Raw genomic sequence first — 16,378 nt, forward strand, 5'->3', positions numbered from 1 at the left:
GATATTATCATGCGGAAAGAGGCAATATCATAATTTACCATTAGAATAATCTCTAAAAGATACTATGAATGAATATCAGCTATCAATCATCTGGGATAAAGCCCCTGCTGATTGAAGTTTCACTTATCTTTTATCGGAGGATTAACCTATTTTAAAGGAGCAGACTTATGTTTGATAAAATGAAGTTATGGAAGTCCCAAAACAGTTCTTCCGATCTCCGAGAGAGAGTTGAAAAAATAAAAGAATTGCAAATTCCTGAGCATGTGGCCATCATTATGGATGGAAATGGAAGATGGGCAAAAAAAAGAGCTCTTCCAAGAGTTGCCGGCCATCATGAGGGAATGAAGGTTGTCCGAAAAATCACTAGATTTGCAAGCGATATTGGAGTAAAGACCTTAACTCTATATGCATTCTCTACTGAAAATTGGAAAAGGCCAAAAATGGAAGTGGACTTTCTTATGAAACTGCCTGAGGAATTTCTGGGAACTTTCCTGCCAGAGCTGGTAGAAGAGAATGTGCAAGTAAGAATGATTGGTTATTTTGATCACTTGCCTGCTCATACCAGAAATGCAGTTTCCAAAGCGATGGAAGAGACAAAAAATAACACGGGCCTGGTGTTGAACTTTGCACTTAATTATGGAAGCAGAGCCGAAATACTAGAAGCTGTCAAGCATGTCTTAAATGATTGCAAAAGTGGTATAATGGATGAAAATGAATTGAATGAAGAAAAATTCTCATCCTACCTCATGACGGGCGGACTGCAGGATCCTGATCTGCTGATTCGTACAAGTGGTGAAATCAGATTAAGCAATTTTATGCTTTGGCAGCTTGCTTATACAGAATTCTGGTTTACGGATGTATTGTGGCCGGATTTTAATGAAGAGCAAATGCTCGAAGCAATCGAAGTATTCCAAAGCCGCCAAAGGCGTTTTGGGGGAGTACAATAAAGGTGTTGAAAAATTGAATGAAGCAGCGTATTATCACAGCAATTATATTTGGTGCAGTCCTCCTGCCAGTCATTATATATGGAGGCATGCCAATCATCATCCTGGCATACTTGCTGGCATCAATTGCACTTTATGAATTATTGAAAATGAGGAATTTAAGTTTATTCTCGATTCCAGGCATTATTTCTTTACTATTATTGTGGATTTTCCTTTTGCCTAAAGAATTTCAGTCAATCCTGGATGATTTGAATTATACAAAAATTGAGGTAGCTCTTTTTGGGGTACTTCTTTTCCTAACGTATACTGTTGCAGCAAAAAATAAATTTAATTTTGATGATGTGGCTTTTTCGATTATGTCTACTTTATATGTTGGCATTGGGTTTTACTATTTTATGGAGACCCGCTTCGCAGATCAGGGTCTGACATATCTCTTTTTTGCATTATTTCTTATTTGGGCAACAGATTCAGGTGCCTACTTCATAGGGAAAGCAATGGGGAAGAAAAAGCTTTGGCCTGAAATCAGCCCGAATAAGACTGTGGAAGGGTCAATTGGTGGTGTAGTCTGTGCTCTTGCCGTGGCGGCATTATTTATACTCTTCACAGATATTGATGAGTCCATGCTGGGATTATTAGTGATTACAGCAATCTTGTCAGTGTTCGGGCAAATAGGGGATTTAGTGGAATCAGCATTAAAGCGTCATTATAATGTAAAAGACTCTGGAAATATTCTGCCTGGTCATGGCGGGATTCTGGACCGCTTTGACAGCTTATTATTTGTCCTGCCATTGCTCCACTTTTTTCACTTGCTGTAAGCTGATGGCCAAAGAATAGTGCACATTTGAATAATAGATAACTGTCTAGCTCCAGCGCCTGTCCCCTAGTGGTATTAAACCGATATTAGGGGGTGGGCAAGGCGCTTCCGCTTTTCTTATAGGAGGAGACTATGAAACATATCAGTTTAATGGGTGCAACAGGGTCGATTGGGACACAGACCCTTGATATCATTAAGGAACACCCAGAGGAATTTAAGCTAGCAGCCATGTCTGCAGGCAGAAATATAGACCTTGCCCGGAAAATTATCTCTGACTTCCAGCCAGAACTTGTCTCACTATCAGAAAAAAGTTCTGCAGATATTCTTAAAGCTGAGTTTCCCGGCATAACATTTACATATGGACATGAAGGTTTGATAGAAGTAGCTGTTTATCCAAAATCTGAAATACTGGTTAATGCAGTTTTAGGCAGCGTAGGACTTGATTCCACATTGCAGGCGATTGAGGAAAAGAAGACAATCGCCATCGCAAATAAGGAAACCCTTGTGACTGCCGGCCATCTGGTCATGGAAGCAGCAAAGCGAAACGGTGTGATGCTTCTTCCTGTAGACAGTGAACATTCAGCAATTTTTCAATCTCTGCAGGGGGAAAAAGAGAAAAATATTGAAAGGCTCCTTTTGACAGCTTCTGGAGGAAGCTTCAGAGACCGATCCCGCAAGGAATTAGAAAATGTGACAGTTGAAGAGGCGCTTAATCATCCGAATTGGTCAATGGGAGCTAAAATCACCATCGATTCTGCTACTATGATGAATAAGGGGCTTGAAGTAATTGAAGCACATTGGCTTTTCTCCATGGATTACAGTAAAATTGACGTCCTTCTTCATAAAGAAAGCATTATCCATTCCATGGTAGAATTTCATGACAGCAGTGTAATCGCACAGCTAGGCACCCCGGATATGAGAGTACCTATTCAGTATGCTTTAACTTATCCTGACAGGCTCCCGCTCCGAACAGCAAACCGGCTGAATCTTGCTGAAATTGGCAAGCTCCATTTTGCAGAAATGGACTTTGAACGCTTTCGCTGCCTAAAGTTTGCCTATGAAGCAGGAAAAGCTGGCGGATCAATGCCAGCTGTATTAAATGCAGCAAATGAAGCTGCTGTTGCTGCATTCTTAGATGGAAAGATTACTTTCCTGCAAATAGAAGATTTCATAGAAAGAGCACTGGGCAGCCATGACATTATCTCAAATCCAAGTCTTGATGAGATCCAGGCAACAGATTTGGAGACAAGGAAATATGTTAACTCGCTTCTATAAGCTTGCGTTCAAATGGCAGTAATAAATTCAATACACTCACACAGTACATTTGAACAACCTCTAAAAAAAGGTGGTTAAAACTTGAGTACAGTAATAGCCTTTATTGTTATTTTCGGGGCACTGGTATTTTTCCATGAACTGGGACATTTAATATTTGCAAAAAGAGCAGGAATTCTCTGCCGCGAGTTCGCTATTGGATTTGGCCCTAAAGTGTTTTCCTTTAAAAAAGATGAAACAGTTTATACCATTCGTCTATTGCCAATAGGCGGGTTTGTGCGCATGGCCGGTGAAGATCCCGAGATGGTGGAAATAAAACCTGGCTACCGTATCGGCCTGATTCTTGATGACAACGAGGAAGTAAGCAAAATTATTTTAAACAATAAAGATAAATATCCAGATGCAAGAATAGTTGAAGTTGAAGATGCTGATATTGAGCATGCCCTTGAAATAAAAGGGTATGTTGAGGGTGAAGAGGAAGAGTCAATCCAAATTTTTAAAATCAGCCGTTCAGCTGTGCTGGTTGAGGATGGAACAGAGACGCTCATTGCCCCATATGACCGTCAATTTGCATCAAAGACATTGGGCCAGAGAACAATGGCGATATTCGCAGGCCCTATGATGAATTTTGTTCTTGCCTTTATCGTTTTTGTTCTAATAGCCTTATTGCAGGGGATTCCAACTAATGAACCTGCACTGGGCAAACTCACCCCTGATGGTGCAGCTTATGAAGCTGGGCTTAAGGAAGGCGATTTGGTTCAAAGTGTTGATGGAGCAGAAATTTCAAGCTGGTCAGATGTGGTAGAAATCATTAGACAAAACCCAAGTGAAGAATTGGAGTTTTTGGTGGAAAGAAACGGCCAGGAACATACAATACCGGTTACTCCGAAGGTTCAGGATGTTGAAGGCGAAAAGATTGGAATCATTGGTGTATATAGTCCAATGGAGAAATCACCTTTAAAGGCCATAACCTATGGAGCTAAGGAAACCTATTTCTGGACTAAAGAGATTTTTGTCATGCTAGGCAAGCTTGTCACTGGACAATTTTCAATCGATGCATTATCTGGCCCGGTAGGTATTTATGTTTCAACAGATACGGTAGCCAAGTCAGGCATCTATTACTTAATGAAATGGGCAGGCATCCTAAGCATAAATCTGGGAATTATGAACCTGCTTCCAATTCCGGCTCTTGATGGCGGAAGATTAATGTTCTTTGCTGTTGAAGCTGTAAGAGGGAAGCCGATTGACCGCCATAAAGAGGGGATGGTCCACTTTATTGGATTTGCCCTTTTAATGCTATTAATGCTCGTGGTCACTTGGAATGATATTCAGAGATTTTTCCTGTAAAACTTAGCAGAGCTGCATGAAGAAGAAGGGTCTGGTCTTTAGGAAGCTATTAGCTTTTTCTGAAGACCGGGAGACCCTTCTTTTGTTGAGAAAGCAGATTCAATACATATTTTTAATTGAGGTGCAAATAAATGAAACAGAGCATGACGCTTATTCCTACATTAAAAGAAGTCCCTGCAGATGCCGAAACCAGAAGCCATCAATTATTGCTTAGGGCTGGTTTTATCCGCCAGAATGCAAGCGGAATTTATAGCTATATGCCTTTAGCGAAAAAAGTTCTGCAAAAGGTTGAAGCGATTATCAGAGAAGAAATGGATAATGCAGGGGCTGTCGAGCTTCTGATGCCAGCGCTTCAGCAGGCTGAACTATGGCAGGAATCCGGGCGCTGGTATACATACGGACCTGAACTGATGAGAATGAAGGATCGCCATGAGCGAGAATTCGCTCTGGGTGCCACTCATGAAGAAGTGATTACCAGCCTGGTTCGTGATGCCGTAAAATCATATAAGAAATTACCAATGGCTCTTTATCAGATTCAGACAAAGTTCCGAGATGAGAAGCGACCCCGTTTTGGGCTTCTTCGCGGGCGTGAGTTTATCATGAAGGATGCTTATTCATTTCACTCAAATCAAGAAAGCCTTGATGAAATGTATGATAAACTTTTTACAGCTTATTCTAATGTGTTCAGACGCTGCGGCCTGAATTTCAGAGCTGTCATTGCTGACTCGGGTGCAATGGGCGGTAAAGATACACATGAGTTCATGGTTCTTTCGGAAGTAGGAGAAGATACTATCGCTTACTCAGATGCTTCCGAATACGCTGCCAATATTGAAATGGCCCCAGTCCTTGCGCAATACTCAAAGAGAAATGAGGAACCTCAGGAACTGGAAAAGGCAGCAACAGAAAACCAAAAAACAATTGAAGAAGTTTCAACTTTCCTAAACGTGGCTAAAGAGCAGTGCATAAAGACGCTTCTTTTTAAAGCTGATGAAAAATATGTTCTCGTACTTGTCCGCGGCGACCATGAAGTAAATGACATCAAGCTTAAAAATCTGCTTGAAGCCGCTGCCGTGGAGCTTGCTGATGCCGAAGAAACTAAGAACATTCTCGGCTGTGCTGTTGGTTCATTGGGACCTATTGGGGTGAACGATATTGATATCATTGCAGATCATGCAGTGGAAGCCATTGTGCATGGTGTATGCGGTGCAAATGAAGAAGGAATTCACTATGTCAATGCTAACCCAGAACGTGATTTCAACGTAACCCGATATGCAGATCTTCGTTTCATTCAAGAGGGCGACCCTTCACCAGATGGACAAGGAACGATTCAATTTGCCAAAGGAATTGAAGTTGGACATATTTTTAAGCTGGGCACCCGCTACAGTGAGGCGATGGAAGCGACTTATTTAGATGAAAATGGCAGAACGCAGCCAATGATTATGGGCTGCTATGGCATTGGAGTTTCCCGCACTATGGCTGCCGTTGCTGAACAGTTCAACGATGAGAACGGCTTTATCTGGCCGCGCTCACTGGCTCCATTCGACTTGCATCTCATTCCTATTAACATGAAAGACGAAGCTCAGGCTGCGGTTGCTGAGGAATTATATACTATGTTAAAGAGGGATCGCTATGAAGTATTAATGGATGACCGTCAGGAGCGTCCCGGAGTCAAATTTGCAGATTCCGACCTAATCGGTTTGCCAATCCGCATAACTGTTGGCAAAAAAGCTTCAGAAGGCATCGTGGAAGTGAAAGTTAGGAAAACAGCTGAAATGCATGAAATTCACAAAGATCAGCTAGCAGATAAAATCGCTGAAATGATGTCTGCACTATAAGAATATGGGCAGTGTTCCTTTTGATTTAGACGAAAAAACGGGTTCCAAAATGGAATCCGTTTTTTCAATCAATATCTGATTTGATATGTTATAATTAAGTCCGTCTGTCTAATTTCTTAATTGTGATGGAGTTTGCTCTGTGTTAAAACGGTGAAACTTATTTTAATACTCAGTTGATTGTAGGGGAGGGCACTTGACTCCTGCGGGAAGCAAGGGAAGTGAGAGACCCCGCAGGCGAAGACGAGGAGGCTCTCATCTCTCCCCGCGGAAAGCAAGTGCCCCGTGCTGAAATCAACGGACAGAATTCTTAAGCAAAAACAACTATAAATAATAGAAGTTAACAAATAAACCATGTTTATTAGATGGGAGAGAGAAAGATGAGCGAACCTTCTAGATTTCAGCTCTTGCTCCAGCAGATGCAGCTAACTGAAGATGCCTTTGTGCAGCACTTTCATGATGCCCAAATCGAAAGGGTCATAGTCGAAAGGCAGTCACGGAAATGGCATTTTTATTTTGCTTTTCCAAAGATTGTACCTTGCAGTGTATATAGCCGCTTCACAGATCAGCTGGAAAAGACATTTTCCCATATTGCAGAAATTTCCTACAGCATATCTGTGAAAAATCAGGATTTTACTGAACAGCTTGTTCTTGAATACTGGCACAACTGCATCAAAGAAATGGATGGGATGGCGCCCCCGCTCATTAAGCTTCTGAATGAACAGGTTCCTTCTGTTCAGGGAAACAAACTTGTCATCAAGGTCCGAAATGAATTGGAAGGATTGTCTATCAAGAAGAAGTATGCCGGCATTATTTCGGATGTTTTTCAAGTTTTTGGCTTTCCGGCCTTAACAGTTGATACTGAGGTATCTTCTGAAGGATCCAATGAAGAATATGAAAAATTCATGGAGGCCAAACGCAAAGAAGACCAGGAGCGCGGTCTCCAGGCAGCAATCGAGATGCAGAAGAAAGAAGCAGAAGCTGAATCAGCAGATCCTTCAGTACCTCAGGGGCCGCTTACAATCGGTCTTACCATTAAAGACGATGCAGATTACCGCAAATTGATTGATATAGTTGATGAAGAGCGCCGAATAGCCGTTGAAGGCTATGTGTTTGCTGCTGAAACGAGAGAACTCCGCAGCGGCCGGACACTCTTAACTTTCAAAATTACTGATTATACCAGCTCCATTCTTGTAAAAATGTTCTCGCGGGACAAAGAGGATGCTGCTTTATTTCAGCATGTTCAAAAAGGTATGTGGCTAAAAGTCCGAGGCAGCATACAAAACGATACATTTGTACGTGACCTGGTAATGATCGGGAACGATATCAATGAAATTAAACCTATTCAAAGACAGGATACATCACCTGCTGAAGAAAAAAGGGTTGAACTTCATCTTCATACACCGATGAGCCAAATGGATGCAGTTTCATCTGTCAGTGCACTGGTTTCACAGGCGAAAAAGTGGGGACACAAAGCTATTGCCATTACAGACCATGCTGTTGCTCAATCATTCCCTGAAGCCTATGGTGCCGGGAAAAAGAATGATATAAAGATCTTATACGGAATAGAAGCGAACCTTGTGGATGATGGTGTGCCGATTGCCTATAATGATGCGCATCGCAAGCTTACTGAAGATACCTATGTTGTATTTGACGTTGAGACAACAGGCTTATCAGCTGTATATGATACGATCATTGAGCTTGCCGCGGTTAAAATTCATGATGGTGAAATCATTGATCGGTTTGAATCCTTTGCAAACCCTCATCACCCTTTGTCGGCAACAACGATCAATCTGACAGGAATCACCGATGATCTGGTGGAGAATGCACCAGAAGTGGAAGAGGTTCTGAAGAAGTTCCATGAATGGGCAGGAGATGCTATTTTAGTAGCCCATAATGCTTCTTTCGACATGGGGTTCCTAAATGTAGGCTATAAAAAAATGGGTATAGGCAAAGCCCCTAATCCTGTAATAGATACTCTTGAACTCGCACGCTTTTTATATCCGGACATGAAAAATCATCGTCTGAACACGCTTGCCAAAAAGTTCGACGTTGAACTCACCCAGCATCATCGTGCCATATATGACGCGGAAGCTACGGGTTATCTGCTGCTTAAAATGCTTAAGCATGCAGATGGAAAAGGAATCGAATATCATGATCAGTTCAATGATAATATGGGTCAGGGAAATGCCTATCAGCGTGCAAGGCCAGCGCATTGCACCCTGCTTGCACAAACAGAAGAAGGCTTGAAAAATATCTTTAAACTCGTATCTATTTCACATCTTGAATACTTTTACAGAGTGCCCCGCATTCCGAGGTCAGTCCTGCAAAAGCATCGTGCAGGAATTCTGGTTGGATCGGGATGCGACAAAGGCGAAGTTTTTGAAGGCATGATGCAGAAATCTCCAGATGAAGTGGAAGATACAGCGCAATTCTATGATTATCTTGAAGTTCACCCAAAAGCTGTCTATGCACACCTTTTGGAGCTTGAACTTGTAAGAGATGAAAAAGCGCTGGAAGAGATTATCGGCAATATTGTAAAGCTGGGGGATAAACTCGATCTGCCGGTAGTCGCGACCGGCAATGTACACTACCTGAATCCAAATGATAAAATCTATCGAAAAATCCTTGTTAATTCACAGGGAGGCGCAAATCCTCTGAATCGCCATCAGCTCCCGGATGTTCACTTCAGGACTACTAATGAAATGCTTGACGCTTTTTCATTCCTTGGCAAAGACAAAGCGAAGGAAATTGTGGTAGAGAATACGAACAGAATAGCGGATATGATTGAAGAAATTAAGCCGATTAAAGATGATTTGTATACGCCGAAAATTGAAGGCGCAGATGAAGAAATGCGCAGCATGAGTTACGGCATGGCAAGGAAAATCTATGGTGATCCGCTGCCTGAGATCGTTGAAGCCCGACTTGAAAAAGAACTTAAGAGTATTATCGGGCATGGGTTTGCGGTTATCTATCTGATCTCTCATAAGCTTGTAAAAAGATCACTGGATGATGGCTATCTTGTTGGTTCCCGTGGATCAGTCGGCTCCTCTTTTGTTGCGACGATGACCGAAATAACTGAGGTAAATCCGCTGCCTCCTCATTACGTTTGCCCGGAATGCAAGACATCCGAGTTTTTCAATGACGGTTCAGTTGGCTCCGGTTTTGACCTGCCTGATAAAGACTGTCCGAACTGCGGAGCAAAATATAAGAAAGATGGACATGATATCCCGTTCGAAACGTTCCTTGGTTTCAAGGGAGATAAGGTTCCCGATATTGACTTGAACTTTTCGGGGGAATACCAGCCGAGGGCCCATAACTATACAAAGGTGCTATTCGGGGAGGAATATGTATACCGTGCAGGAACAATCGGTACTGTGGCAGACAAAACAGCTTATGGTTACGTCAAAGCATACCAGCAGGATAATAATCTTCAAATCAGGGGTGCCGAAATTGACAGGCTTGCTTCCGGCTGCACAGGGGTAAAGCGGACAACCGGACAGCACCCTGGCGGTATTATTGTTGTGCCGGATTACATGGATATTTATGATTTTTCGCCTATTCAGTTCCCAGCTGACGACCGGACATCTGAATGGAAAACGACTCATTTTGACTTCCATTCAATTCACGATAATCTATTAAAACTCGATATACTGGGGCACGATGACCCAACCGTCATAAGGATGCTTCAGGATCTTAGCGGTGTTGATCCAAAAACGATTCCGACAGATGACCCTGAAGTAATGAAAATTTTTAGCGGGCCGGAATCGCTTGGTGTGACAGAAGAGCAAATCATGTGTAAAACTGGAACACTTGGCATACCGGAATTTGGTACCCGCTTTGTCCGCCAGATGCTTGAAGATACAAAGCCGACCACTTTCTCAGAACTTGTCCAGATTTCGGGTCTTTCTCATGGTACGGATGTTTGGCTCGGAAATGCCCAGGAATTAATCCATAATAAGATTTGTAACTTAAGTGAAGTAATCGGTTGCCGCGATGATATTATGGTTTATTTAATCTATCAGGGGCTTGAGCCTGCTTTTGCTTTTAAAATTATGGAATCGGTTCGTAAGGGTAAAGGCCTGAGCGATGAAATGGAAGCTGAAATGAGAAAGAATGAAGTGCCGGAATGGTATATTGATTCCTGTAAAAAGATTAAATACATGTTCCCTAAAGCTCATGCGGCTGCCTACGTATTAATGGCAGTCCGGATTGCATATTTTAAAGTGCACCATCCGCTTCTTTACTATGCAGCATACTTCACTGTCCGTGCAGAGGACTTTGACGTTGATGCCATGGTTAAAGGGTCCCATGCGATACGTGCGCTCATCGAGGAAATAAATGCAAAGGGACTTGATGCTTCTACGAAAGAAAAAAATCTATTAACCGTAATGGAGCTGGCTTTGGAAATGAACGAAAGGGGCTTTAATTTCCAAAAGGTGGACTTATACCGCTCTAGCGCAAATGAGTTTATCATTGATGGAAATTCTTTGATCCCGCCGTTTAATTCCATTCCTGGATTGGGTACAAACGCAGCTTTTAATATTGTTAAAGCAAGAGAAGAAGGAGAATTCCTATCCAAAGAAGATTTGCAGCAGCGCGGAAAAGTGTCCAAGACAATTATCGAGTATCTGGATAACCACGGCTGCCTGGAATCCCTTCCGGAACAAAATCAGCTTTCCCTATTCTAAAAAAGAGGGCAGCCAAATGTTCCAATCCCTTCTGCTGACAGCTATTCCATTTGCATAAAAAAATTGGTTATGGTATAGTTTTATTGGAAATACTAAGAATAACTCTCGCAAAAGGAAGAGTGGGGCAACCCACTCTTTCGTGTTGTGTACGGTTTTTTCCTGAAGATTGTTTTCGTAAGTTTTGTTGCTTTTTGTATATTAATTGCTGAGTTGATTGTAGCGGAAGAGCGAAAACTCATGCGGGACAGGTGAGATCCGGCAGGCGTGAAGCGCCTAGGCTGCTCACCGCCCGCCCCGAGGTTCGATGAGCAGCCTGAAGCGGAAATCAGCGGACAATATAGATAGATGAAAAACAACAATATATCCGAAAAGTCTTCCTGTATATCAAAATAAAACTTTTGTAAAACAAGAGCTAAGAATCCAGTAAAAAGGAGGGAAATGAATGAGCAAAGTGACTGAAACGGTGGAACAACTGGTCACCCCTATTGTGGATGAACTTAATTTAGAATTAGTCGACATTGAATATGTAAAAGAAGGGAAAGACTGGTTCCTTCGCGTATTTATTGATAAAGAAACTGGTGTTGATATCGAGGAATGCGGAACTGTCAGTGAAAGGCTAAGTGAAAAGCTTGATGCTGAAGATCCGATTCCTTACAACTATTTCTTGGAAGTTTCATCGCCGGGAGCTGAACGCCCTCTAAAGAAAGACAGTGATTTTGTTAAGGCAGTCGGCAAGAATGTTTTCATAAAAACATACGAGCCGATTGATGGAGAAAAGACGTTCGAAGGTGTGTTAACCCAATTTGATGGGGAGACCGTTACGGTTGAAGTGACGATTAAAACAAGGAAGAAAAGGATCGAAATTCCTTATGAGAAGGTAGCGAATGCCCGTTTAGCCGTTGTTTTCTAATGACTGCTGATTGCGGGCTTGCTTATTAAGAAAAGCGGAAGCGCCTTGCCCACCCTCGACAAGCACAAGTCGGGCCTACCGGAAAGGCGTCCTTTGCCTTTTGGGGGAGGACCGGGTTGTGGCCACTTAGGGGGTAGGCGCTGGAGCTAGACAGTTATTGACGTTTAAAAACCAATACTTACTTGTCTTATTAATATAAGCAATTGCTACTCAGAGTTGATCATTTTATAAGAGAATTAAAGGGGGATATAAATCTCATGAGCAGTGAACTTTTGGATGCTCTGACATTGCTTGAGAAAGAAAAAGGCATTTCTCGCGATGTGATTATCGAAGCAATTGAAGCTGCATTGGTGTCAGCCTACCGCAGAAACTTTAACCAAGCACAGAATGTGCGCATTGATTTAAACCTAGGAAACGGAACGATGAGAGTCTTTGCACGCAAAGAGGTAGTGGATGAAGTATTTGATCCGCGTCTTGAGATCTCAGTTGAAGATGCTCAAAAGATCAACCCGAACTACCAGGTGGAAGACGTCGTCGAAATGGAAGTAACTCCTAAGGACTTTGGGCGAATTGCTGCCCAAACGGCCAAACAGGTTGTTACACAGCGTGTCCGTGAAGCGGAGAGAGGCATCATTTATTCTGAATTTATCGACCGTGAAGAAGATATCATGACGGGAATTGTTCAGCGTACAGATCCTAAGTTCATCTATGTGAGCCTTGGAAAGATTGAAGCGATCCTTCCGGCGAACGAACAAATGCCAAATGAGCGTTATCAGCCCCATGACCGCATTAAAGTCTTTATTACAAAAGTAGAAAAGACGACAAAAGGACCACAAATCTTTGTTAGCAGAACGCATCCTGGCCTGCTGAAAAGATTATTTGAAATTGAAGTTCCAGAAATTTATGATGGAACTGTTGAAATCAAATCTGTTGCGCGTGAAGCAGGAGACCGTTCTAAGATCTCCGTACATTCAGACAATGAAGAAGTAGATCCGGTAGGTTCGTGTGTAGGCCCTAAGGGGACACGTGTACAGGCGGTAGTAAATGAGCTTAAGGGCGAAAAAATTGATATTGTAAAGTGGTCTTCAGATCCGGTAGTTTTCGTTGCCAATGCACTTAGTCCTTCAAAGGTGCTTGACGTAATTGTAAATGAAGATGACAAAGCAACAACAGTTGTAGTCCCGGATTATCAGCTATCGCTGGCAATCGGAAAGCGCGGTCAGAATGCAAGACTTGCAGCCAAGCTTACAGGCTGGAAAATTGACATCAAATCAGAAACAGATGCCCGTGAAGCCGGAATCTTTCCGCGGGATGAAACACTGCTGAACTTTGATAATGATGGTTATGAAAACGAAGACTACGAAAATGCGGCAGACTTCGATCTTCAGGATGATCTTTTAGAGGGAAAAGAATAGGGAAGAGGTGAATGATCGTGAACAATCGTAAAAAAGTTCCTTTGCGAAAATGTGTCGCTACCGGTGAAATGAGGCCGAAAAAAGAACTCGTTCGCATCGTTCGCTCCAAAGAAGGGGAAGTATCTGTAGACCCGACCGGAAAAAAATCAGGGCGCGGGGCTTATCTTTCCAAAGAAAAGGAAGCAGTTTTATTAGCAAAGAAAAAGAATATCTTAGCCAATCATTTAGAAGTTTCCATAGGTGATGCTATCTATGAAGAACTCTTGGAGTTAATAGAGAAGGAGAAACGGCAATCCAAATGAACTCAAATCAATGGATGTCATTGCTTGGCTTAGCCAATCGGGCACGGAAAATTACTTCGGGAGAAGAGCTTGCTGTTAAAGAGATCAGAAATGGCAAAGCAAAGCTTGTTTTGCTGTCTGCAGATGCATCCGCAAATACGGCAAAGAAAGTTACAGATAAATGTAAATCATTCGGGGTTCCTTATAAGCTGATTCAAAACCGGGAAATGCTTGGTAAGGCTATAGGGAAAGAAGCCCGCGTTGTTGTGGCAGTGTTAGATGCCGGATTTGCAAAAAAGCTGTTAACGTTGCTCGATTAATACTAGCGGGGGTGAAAGTATGAGTAAAATGCGTGTATATGAATATGCGAAAAAACATAACATTTCAAGCAAGGATGTTATTACAAAATTAAAAGACATGAATATTGAGGTTTCCAATCATATGACTACAATTGAGCCGGCTGCAGTCCAGAAACTTGACGGCATCTTTATCAAGAATGACAGCCAGTCTCAAAAACAGAGCAAACCTCAAAATCAGCAAAAACCGCAAGGAAATCAAAAACCAGCTTCAAATAATAGTGCTGCGAATTCAACAGCTGTTAAAGGCAAGCCCCAGAATAAATCAGGTGAAAGCAGAAACCAGGGGCAGGGCAGCCAATCCGGCAATAACCGGGGCAATAACAACAATAACAACAATAGAAACAATAATAACAACAATAGAAACAATAACAACAACCGAAACAACAACCGAAACAACAATAAGAATAAAAACAACAAAGGCAAACAGCAGCAGCAGACTCATGTGGCCCCAGCTCCTAAAAAGGTGAAGGAGCTTCCTTCAAAAATAACTTTCAGCGAATCACTGACTGTAGCGGAACTGGCAAAGAAGCTGCACCGCGAACCTTCTGAAATCATTAAAAAGCTATTCATGCTGGGTGTTATGGCAACCATTAACCAGGAACTTGATAAAGATGCCATTGAGCTGATTGCAGGTGAATACGGTGTGGAAGTAGAAGAAGAGATACTGGTTGATACAACTGATCTTGAAGTATACTTCTCAGAAGATGAAAATGCCGAACTAGTGGAACGTCCATCTGTTGTAACCATCATGGGACACGTTGACCATGGTAAAACAACATTGCTTGACTCCATCCGCAACACAAAAGTAACAGCAGGAGAAGCAGGCGGAATCACTCAGCATATCGGGGCATATCAAGTTGAAGAAAACGGTAAGAAGATTACTTTCCTGGATACTCCTGGACACGCTGCGTTCACGACTATGCGTGCCCGCGGTGCGAAAATTACCGATATTACAATTCTCGTTGTTGCAGCAGATGACGGTGTAATGCCGCAAACGGTTGAAGCAATCAACCATGCAAAAGCAGCAGAAGTACCAATCATTGTGGCTGTTAACAAAATGGATAAGGAAGCAGCAAATCCTGACCGTGTTATGCAGGAATTGACTGAACATGGCCTAGTTCCAGAGGCATGGGGCGGAGACACAATCTTTGTTCCAATCTCAGCTATTAAAGGCGATGGAATTGATGAACTGCTTGAAATGATTCTTCTTGTAGGTGAAGTGGAAGAATACAAAGCAAATCCTGACCGCAATGCCGTTGGTACAGTTATCGAAGCACAGCTTGACAAAGGACGCGGTTCAGTTGCGACCCTTCTTGTGCAAAATGGTACATTGAAGGTAGGAGATCCAATCGTTGTCGGTAACTCATTTGGCCGTGTCCGTGCAATGGTTAATGATCTTGGCCGCCGGGTGAAAACTGCCGGACCTTCAACACCTGTTGAAATTACAGGTCTTAACGATGTACCTCAAGCTGGTGATCGCTTTGCTGTTCTTGATGATGAAAAGACAGCCCGCCAGATTGGTGAAGCTCGTGCCCAGCAGGCCTTGCAGGCTCAAAGAAACGAAAAAACACGCGTAAGTCTTGATAACTTGTTTGAACATATGAAACAAGGGGAAATGAAAGACTTAAACATCGTTGTAAAAGCGGATGTTCAAGGTTCAGCGGAAGCATTAACTGCTGCTCTTCATAAAATTGATGTAGAAGGTGTTAATGTTCGTATCCTGCATACAGGTGTCGGTGCCATTAACGAGTCTGACATCACTTTAGCTGCGGCTTTCAATGCTATTGTGATCGGATTCAATGTTCGACCTGACAATAATGCGAAACGGGCGGCAGATGCAGAAAATGTAGACATCCGCTTGCACCGCATTATCTACAAAGTAATCGAGGAAATTGAATTGGCCATGCAGGGTATGCTTGATCCTGAGTTCGAAGAAAAAATCATCGGCCAGGCTGAAGTACGCCAGACATTTAAAGTTTCAAAAATCGGTACCATTGCCGGTTCGTATGTCACAGACGGAAAAATCACTCGTGACAGCGGTGTCCGCTTAATCCGCGATGGAGTTGTTATTTTTGAAGGGGAAGTTGATGCTCTCAAGCGATTCAAAGATGACGCTAAAGAAGTAGCCCAAGGCTATGAATGCGGTATTACCATCAAAAACTTCAATGACGTTAAAGAAGGCGACGTTATCGAAGCATATATTATGGAAGAAGTGGAACGTTAATGATAATTGGGCTTGCAGCCTGTGAATGTATCATTTATGACACACATTCTTTGAAAGAAAAACGGGCTGTTTTGCAGCGGATTCTAACCCGGCTGAAGCAAAGATACAATGTATCTGTATCTGAGGTGGACTATCAGGACCTATGGCAACGGACAAAAATTGCCATTGTGGCCGTTTCGTCCACCCAGGTTTCAACGGAACACGAGCTGCAAAATGCGCTGAAGATGATTGATTCGTTCCCGGAAATAGAACGGACAATTACAGATTTAGAGTGGCTTTAAGAAGAGGT

12 protein-coding genes are annotated in these 16,378 nt (G+C 42.5%); all 12 read left to right on the forward strand.

The window, feature by feature from the left end:
• Nucleotides 1-167 precede the first annotated feature (167 nt).
• The 12 genes from DFO72_RS12350 to DFO72_RS12405 all read left to right on the forward strand — a co-directional run bounded on the left by DFO72_RS12350 (nucleotide 168) and on the right by DFO72_RS12405 (nucleotide 16,370).
• Nucleotides 168-947 carry an isoprenyl transferase gene (locus DFO72_RS12350; RefSeq protein WP_009330713.1) on the forward strand — a complete coding sequence of 260 codons (780 nt, stop codon included), beginning with the start codon at nucleotides 168-170 and terminating at the stop codon, nucleotides 945-947.
• Between the two features lie 17 nt (nucleotides 948-964).
• Nucleotides 965-1,759 carry a phosphatidate cytidylyltransferase gene (locus tag DFO72_RS12355; RefSeq protein WP_113881973.1) on the forward strand — a complete coding sequence of 265 codons (795 nt, stop codon included), beginning with the start codon at nucleotides 965-967 and terminating at the stop codon, nucleotides 1,757-1,759.
• A gap of 131 nt (nucleotides 1,760-1,890) precedes the next feature.
• Nucleotides 1,891-3,033, forward strand: a complete 1,143-nt coding sequence (locus DFO72_RS12360; protein ID WP_113881974.1) for a 1-deoxy-D-xylulose-5-phosphate reductoisomerase — start codon at nucleotides 1,891-1,893, stop codon at nucleotides 3,031-3,033.
• 81 nt (nucleotides 3,034-3,114) lie between these two features.
• Nucleotides 3,115-4,377: an RIP metalloprotease RseP gene (gene rseP, locus DFO72_RS12365; RefSeq protein WP_113881975.1), complete on the forward strand. Its 1,263-nt coding sequence runs from the start codon at nucleotides 3,115-3,117 to the stop codon at nucleotides 4,375-4,377.
• 131 nt (nucleotides 4,378-4,508) lie between these two features.
• Nucleotides 4,509-6,212: a proline--tRNA ligase gene (locus DFO72_RS12370; RefSeq protein WP_113881976.1), complete on the forward strand. Its 1,704-nt coding sequence runs from the start codon at nucleotides 4,509-4,511 to the stop codon at nucleotides 6,210-6,212.
• A gap of 377 nt (nucleotides 6,213-6,589) precedes the next feature.
• On the forward strand, nucleotides 6,590-10,900 hold the full coding sequence (locus tag DFO72_RS12375) for a PolC-type DNA polymerase III (protein ID WP_113881977.1): 4,311 nt from the start codon (nucleotides 6,590-6,592) through the stop codon (nucleotides 10,898-10,900).
• A 442-nt stretch (nucleotides 10,901-11,342) separates the two neighbouring features.
• Nucleotides 11,343-11,810 carry a ribosome maturation factor RimP gene (gene rimP, locus DFO72_RS12380; protein WP_009330707.1) on the forward strand — a complete coding sequence of 156 codons (468 nt, stop codon included), beginning with the start codon at nucleotides 11,343-11,345 and terminating at the stop codon, nucleotides 11,808-11,810.
• Between the two features lie 257 nt (nucleotides 11,811-12,067).
• A complete protein-coding gene (nusA, locus tag DFO72_RS12385; protein ID WP_113881978.1) occupies nucleotides 12,068-13,225 on the forward strand; it encodes a transcription termination factor NusA in 1,158 nt (385 codons plus the stop codon).
• Between the two features lie 17 nt (nucleotides 13,226-13,242).
• The gene (rnpM, locus tag DFO72_RS12390; protein WP_113882149.1) at nucleotides 13,243-13,527 is read left to right on the forward strand and encodes an RNase P modulator RnpM; all 285 of its coding nucleotides are present in this window, start codon (nucleotides 13,243-13,245) and stop codon (nucleotides 13,525-13,527) included.
• On the forward strand, nucleotides 13,524-13,826 hold the full coding sequence (locus tag DFO72_RS12395) for a YlxQ family RNA-binding protein (protein WP_009330704.1): 303 nt from the start codon (nucleotides 13,524-13,526) through the stop codon (nucleotides 13,824-13,826). Before rnpM ends, DFO72_RS12395 begins: the two co-directional genes overlap by 4 nt.
• A 19-nt stretch (nucleotides 13,827-13,845) precedes the next feature.
• On the forward strand, nucleotides 13,846-16,089 hold the full coding sequence (gene infB / locus DFO72_RS12400) for a translation initiation factor IF-2 (RefSeq protein WP_113881979.1): 2,244 nt from the start codon (nucleotides 13,846-13,848) through the stop codon (nucleotides 16,087-16,089).
• Nucleotides 16,089-16,370, forward strand: a complete 282-nt coding sequence (locus DFO72_RS12405) for a DUF503 domain-containing protein (protein WP_009330702.1) — start codon at nucleotides 16,089-16,091, stop codon at nucleotides 16,368-16,370. The genes infB and DFO72_RS12405 overlap by 1 nt, the downstream gene beginning before the upstream one ends.
• The last annotated feature ends 8 nt before the right edge of the window (nucleotides 16,371-16,378 follow it).

It is taken from the genome of Cytobacillus oceanisediminis, from assembly GCF_004366035.1.
Lineage (GTDB): Bacteria > Bacillota > Bacilli > Bacillales > Cytobacillaceae > Cytobacillus > Cytobacillus oceanisediminis_C.

Coding starts and splice junctions, on each gene's coding strand:
- DFO72_RS12350 (WP_009330713.1), top strand. CDS start 168: ATGTTTGATAAAATGAAGTTATGGAAGTCCCAAAACAGTTCTTCCGAT.
- DFO72_RS12355 (WP_113881973.1), top strand. CDS start 965: ATGAAGCAGCGTATTATCACAGCAATTATATTTGGTGCAGTCCTCCTG.
- DFO72_RS12360 (WP_113881974.1), top strand. CDS start 1,891: ATGAAACATATCAGTTTAATGGGTGCAACAGGGTCGATTGGGACACAG.
- DFO72_RS12370 (WP_113881976.1), top strand. CDS start 4,509: ATGAAACAGAGCATGACGCTTATTCCTACATTAAAAGAAGTCCCTGCA.
- DFO72_RS12375 (WP_113881977.1), top strand. CDS start 6,590: ATGAGCGAACCTTCTAGATTTCAGCTCTTGCTCCAGCAGATGCAGCTA.
- rimP (WP_009330707.1), top strand. CDS start 11,343: ATGAGCAAAGTGACTGAAACGGTGGAACAACTGGTCACCCCTATTGTG.
- nusA (WP_113881978.1), top strand. CDS start 12,068: ATGAGCAGTGAACTTTTGGATGCTCTGACATTGCTTGAGAAAGAAAAA.
- DFO72_RS12395 (WP_009330704.1), top strand. CDS start 13,524: ATGAACTCAAATCAATGGATGTCATTGCTTGGCTTAGCCAATCGGGCA.
- infB (WP_113881979.1), top strand. CDS start 13,846: ATGAGTAAAATGCGTGTATATGAATATGCGAAAAAACATAACATTTCA.
- DFO72_RS12405 (WP_009330702.1), top strand. CDS start 16,089: ATGATAATTGGGCTTGCAGCCTGTGAATGTATCATTTATGACACACAT.